Source organism: Neoluteolibacter marinus (assembly GCF_014904755.1).
GTDB classification, from domain to species: Bacteria; Verrucomicrobiota; Verrucomicrobiia; order Verrucomicrobiales; family Akkermansiaceae; genus Haloferula; species Haloferula marina.
Genome location: NZ_JACZFQ010000135.1, coordinates 1 through 5134, shown reverse-complemented (window position 1 = coordinate 5134; position 5134 = coordinate 1). Strand labels below are relative to the sequence as shown.

The window sequence follows — 5134 nt, the reverse complement described above, 5'->3', positions numbered from 1 at the left end:
ATTTGAACCAGACACGGCACCTCTTTCCAAACCCCGAACCCAACCCGGTGGCGGCCGACTGCTTCAAGTCGCAGCCATAGGGTCTCGGCAGAAAGGATGACTCGGAAGAAGCAGCCCGGCAGGAGACGGCCTGGGACTCAGGTTCCAAGGGCAACGAAGCTACAAATGCCCGAGGATTTGGTTCGTCACCCGCGCTACGGCGGAGGACCGTGCTACACCCGGCTCGACCTCGACGGAGAAGATCCTCACTTTGAGGCAAGTGGACAGTGGGACGGATCTGAGATCATTCGCGGAACTGGGATCAAGGCTAGGCCGATGTTCATGGGGCCGACGATGTACTTCGATATTCTCAAGACCTGTGTGGACTGCCGCCGCCACTTCATATTCTACGCCGCCGAGCAGAAGCACTGGTACGAAGATCTCGGATTCTCCACGGCCGCCGACTGCGTTCGTTGCGTCGATTGCCGGAAGCTGCGGCAATCCGATGAGCGGAGCCACGCGGATTATCAGCGACTGCTCTCGATGGGGCGTAAATCGCTGGAGGACCTCTCATCCTTCGTGAATGCGGCACTAGATCTCCACCGACAAGGTAAGCTCAAGTCGTTTGAGAAGGTTCGGGCGATCTTGAACGCCGCCACCGAAGCTCACCCTGACAGCCAAAGCCAGGAGGGTATCACGGAGCTTCGTGAGCGAATCAGAAGCGCTGAACAAGGTGGCGATGTCGACCCTTGACCGTGGCCTTGTTGAATGCGCGAGGCCCCGGGGACCAATGAGGCGGCGGGACGGTGAGGTGACTTGGCTGCACTCTTGCGGGCATGGCACACGGCTTTGCTCCTGTCGGCTCCTTGCTCCCTCCGCGGCGTGATTCCTTGATCGAGGCGGCGGAGGCTGCCCCGGCTCCCGGGCCGCCGGCGGGCGGATGGGGGGATTCCATCAACGTGCCGCGGGCGCGGGACCGGATGCTCGAGTTCTTCGAGCGCGAGCAGCTGCCGGGGGATGTGAAGCAGACGCTGGCGGCGGCGCTCAACGGCGACCTGCACCTGCAGCACCTGCTGTTCGTGGCGATGATGGACTCCTGGCCGAAGCTGCAGAAGAACATCGGCGAGATCGCGCGGCTGGTGTCGATCGCACCGTGGAAGGTGGTGCCGCATGCGGCGCGGGGGAAGAAGCCGAAGCCGGGGGCGGAAAAGTTCGCGGCGGAGGTGGAGGATTTCATCTGGTGCATGAAGCCGCGGCCGGCGCGGGGCGAGTGCGGGTTCGAGGGCACGGTGAAGGCGCTGGCGACGGGCTTCTACTTCGGCCACGCGGTGTCGGAGATCCGTTGGGAAGCCGCCGCCGGGGGATGGCGGCCGCGGGCGACGAAGCCGCTGCCGGCGCGCTACTACGGCTACCCTTTCGAGGAAGCCCCGCAGGACGATCCGGAGGACCGGCTGATGCTGGACCCGGAGGGCGGGACGGGCTCGCGGAACTTCGTCGACTTCCCGCAGCACCGCTTCCTGATCGGTGTGAACAAGGGGCACCCGGGGCACCCGGCGGTGGCGGCGCCCTTGCGGTCGCTGGCGGCCTACTGGCTGGCGGCGGTGTACGGGCTGAAGTGGTTCATGAGCTTCACCCAGCTCTACGGGATCCCCTGGCGGCATGCGGAGGTGGCGAGCGCCGCCGACGACAACGCGGTGAAGAGCGCCCTGGCGTCGATCGGGTCGAACGGCTACATCGTCACACGGCCGGGAACCAAGATCAACATCCTGGACGGCGGGGCGACCAGCGGGCAGTCGCTGCCGCAGCGCGAGCTGATCGAGCTGGCGGACAAGCAGTGCGACGTCTTCATCCTCGGCCAGACGCTGACGAGCGGGACGGACGGCAGCGGCAGCCGGGCTCTGGGCGAGGTGCACCAGGAGACCAAACACGGGAACGTGGACGCGGTGGCGGACTTCGTGGGGGAGATCCTGACCCACCAGCTGGTGCCGGCGATCGTGGCGGTGAACTGGGGCGAGCGCCACGACGAGCTGCCGCAGATCTGGGCGAAGCGGGAGGAGACGAAGGACGAGAAGGCGGCGGCGGAGCGGATGGAGATCGTGCAGCGGATGGGCGTGCCGATGTCGAAGCAGTTCGTCTACGATGACCTCGGCATCCCGATGCCGGCGGAGGGCGAGGAGCTGTTCCAACCGGTGGCGGATGGTGCTGGGAAGGGGGGCGACAACGAAACGGGCGAAAGGGACGAAAAGGGGAAGCAGGTCTCGGCGGCGGATGCGGGAGGAGGTGCGGAGCGATTCGGCCCGAAGTCGGGAACGCTCGGGATCCCGCGGGTGGAGATGCCGCAGATCGACAGCGGCAACCGCGGGGCGATGGTCGGCTTCCTGAGGGCACGCGGCATCGAGTCGCGGCAGGAGGAAGTGGCGGCGGCCAGCCTGAAGCCGACGCAGCTTGAGTATTTCCCGGAGAAGGTAGCGGCGGCGAAGGTCCACAAGGGCGGCAACCGGGCGATCCTGATTTCCGAGGATGACCACGTGGTCGACGGCCACCACCAGTGGCTCGCGGCCCGGGAGGAGGGGGAAACCCTCCGGGTGATTCGCCTGATGGCTCCGATCCACCGGGTGCTGATGATGGCGCACCGGATGCCGAGCACCCGTGTCGCCGCAGCCGACGCCAGCCAACCCCTCACCGTGGACCAACTGTCCGACGCGGTGCTGGAGGGCTTGACGGGCGTGACGCGGGAATGGCTGTCGCCGGTGCGTCCCGCCTTCGAGCGGTTGGCGGCGCTGGCGATGGCGAAGCAGGTGACGGACGAGGACTTTTTGGCGGCCCTTGAAAAAGCCCGCCGGGAGCTGCCGGAACTCTTCGAGGTGCTGGACGCCGGGGCGCTGGAGGAAGCCTTCGGGGAGGCGATCGGCAGCGCGATGCTGGCGGGGAGCGTGAGCCGCTACGAGCGATGATCGAGATCGGGGTCAATATCGGCGACGGGGCATCGGGAACGCTGGCGGGGCTCATCTCGGCGCTGACGGGCGAGCAGATGTCCGCCTTCAACGAAGTCGGCGGCCGGGCGGCGAGCAATGCGGCGGTGGCCTATCACCGGGACTTCGACGCGGCGGGCGGCTGGCGGCGGAAAGGCAGTGCGCGCAGCGGCCGCTCGAGCTTCGGCGCCGACGTGGCGAAGGGCTGGAGCTTCCGGACGGCGGACCGGGAGGGCGCGGTGATCGGCAACGACGCGGACCACTACGGCTTCAAGGTGCGGGGCGGGACGATCACGCCGAAGCGGGTGGAGTTTTTGACCATCCCGATGGTGGACGAGGCGCGCGGCCGGCGGGTGGCGGACTATGAGATCTTCACGGGCCGGCGGCTGTTCCGGGTGAAGGGGAAGAAGGCGCTCTTCGAGCCGCTGGGCAAGGGCCAGGGCGTGCGGGCGGTCTACGCGCTGGTGAAGCAGGTGACGCAGCAGCCGTGGCCGGACGCGGTGCCGCCGGACGAGCTGATCGCCGGGGCCTTCTCGGTGGCCTGGCGCAAGGAAATGGCGGACTACATCGAAGGACGATGATCAAGCGGCCGATGGCATTCGAGGAAGCGATCCGCTACCTGCTCGACAAGGACCCGAACCCGGCGGAGTGGGACGCCGCGGATTGGGCGGGCGAGCGGACGGCGGTGAAGGTGCGGTCGTTCTTTTCCTCGCGGGTGGAGAGCGCGCGGTTCCTGGACCGGGCGCAGGCGGCGATCTTCGACTACCTGGCCAAGGTCACCGAGGAGGTGACGGGGCCGGACGGGGTGAAGCGCCGGGCGCTGCGGACCGGCGGGCGGGCGGACTTCGTGCGGCAGATGCGGGAGTTCATGGTGCGCGAGGGGATGGCGACGGCGGACGAGTTCCGGGAGGTCAACCAGGGCGATCTGGAGGACGTCCGCAGCGAGGCGCGGCTGCGGCTGATCTTCGACACGAACGTGCGGCAGGCCTACGGCTACGGCCAGTGGCGGCAGGGGATGAAGCCGGCGGTGCGGCGGGCCTATCCGGCGGCGCGCTTCGTGCGGGTCCGGGACGTGGGCCAGCCACGGCCGCGGCACCTGGAACACGAGGGGGAGGTGCGGCTGAAGACGGATCACGCCTGGTGGGCGGGCTACCAGAACGACCCGAAAATCGGCGGCTTCGGCGTGCCGTGGGAGCCGTATGGGTTCCACTCCGGGATGGGCCAAGAGGATGTCTCGCGCGAAGAGGCGGAGCGACTGGGGTTGAAGTTCGATGCCGGGCGCCAGGTGGAGAAGAAGCTACCCGGGCTGAACGAGGGGCTCACCGCGAGCGTGCGGGGCATGGATCCCGAGGTGAAGCGGAAGCTGCTGGAGGAACTGCGGGGCGGACCGAAGCCGAAGACGCCGGCGGAGGCCGCGAGGGAGGCGGTCGAGCGGGTGAGGGCTCGTCGGGAGGGAGGGACTGCTGGCTCGGGGTCGGGTGCGGGTGATCTCTCGGGACTCCTCAGGATGCGCTGATCTTTTGGAACTCGAAAGCAGGCATAACAGGATCGTAACAGGTTGCCTTACCTTTGCGGATGATCCTCAGGGGTTTACGGGATTTCACACCGAAGAAGCGCCAACGCACGGTTCTATCTCGTTGACAGCCATAATCTTGCGGATCAACCTCCGGCTGAAACAGCCGTTGTTGTATTGGAATTCGCCGATATGCTCAGCGGGTTAATAAGCACTGTTGGGCTAGGAAATGGGAATCCCGCGGAAGGGCTCACGAAAGATCGAAGTTCGCGGAATCGACTATCGCTGGACGATCCGACGCAAGGCTTCACGTGGGCAGGCAGATTATGAGGAGGTGTCCGCGGTAGTGGCCATCGAAGCTCACGAAGGTCCAGTATCGAAGCTGGTGGTCGAGACTGGCTTTCCTCACCCTCAGAATGCGTTCATCGAAGCTCCGAGAGGGGTCACGCCAGCTCTCGTCAGGCAGTGGATCGAAGCCGCCCTAGACCTTGGTTGGGACCCCTTTGGTAGCGGAGTTTGCCTTGCCGCGATCAGGCCTGATGGAGCGATGGGGATGACTGCTCGCTAACCGGAAAAGCCCAACGAGACCGTCGGAAAACCCCGATTGAGCCCGTCGTTCCGTTGCCTTCCGATCATGCCGAGTGATGGACGTCGTTCCCGATTTCCGGGC

4 protein-coding genes are annotated in these 5134 nt (G+C 66.4%); all 4 read left to right on the top strand.

Translation table 11 applies throughout. The features are described from left to right. The first annotated feature begins 165 nt into the window (after positions 1-165). The 4 genes from IG178_RS24145 to IG178_RS24130 all read left to right on the top strand — a co-directional run bounded on the left by IG178_RS24145 (position 166) and on the right by IG178_RS24130 (position 4467). Entirely contained in the window at positions 166-732 is a 567-nt protein-coding gene (locus IG178_RS24145) for a zinc-ribbon domain containing protein (RefSeq protein WP_193215161.1), read from the top strand. A gap of 113 nt (positions 733-845) precedes the next feature. Next, positions 846-2933, top strand: a complete 2088-nt coding sequence (locus IG178_RS24140; protein ID WP_226895735.1) for a phage portal protein family protein — start codon at positions 846-848, stop codon at positions 2931-2933. Continuing rightward, positions 2930-3532: a hypothetical protein gene (locus IG178_RS24135; protein WP_193215159.1), complete on the top strand. Its 603-nt coding sequence runs from the start codon at positions 2930-2932 to the stop codon at positions 3530-3532. Before IG178_RS24140 ends, IG178_RS24135 begins: the two co-directional genes overlap by 4 nt. Continuing rightward, a complete protein-coding gene (locus tag IG178_RS24130) occupies positions 3529-4467 on the top strand; it encodes a putative phage head morphogenesis protein (RefSeq protein ID WP_226895734.1) in 939 nt (312 codons plus the stop codon). Before IG178_RS24135 ends, IG178_RS24130 begins: the two co-directional genes overlap by 4 nt. Positions 4468-5134: the final 667 nt, after the last annotated feature.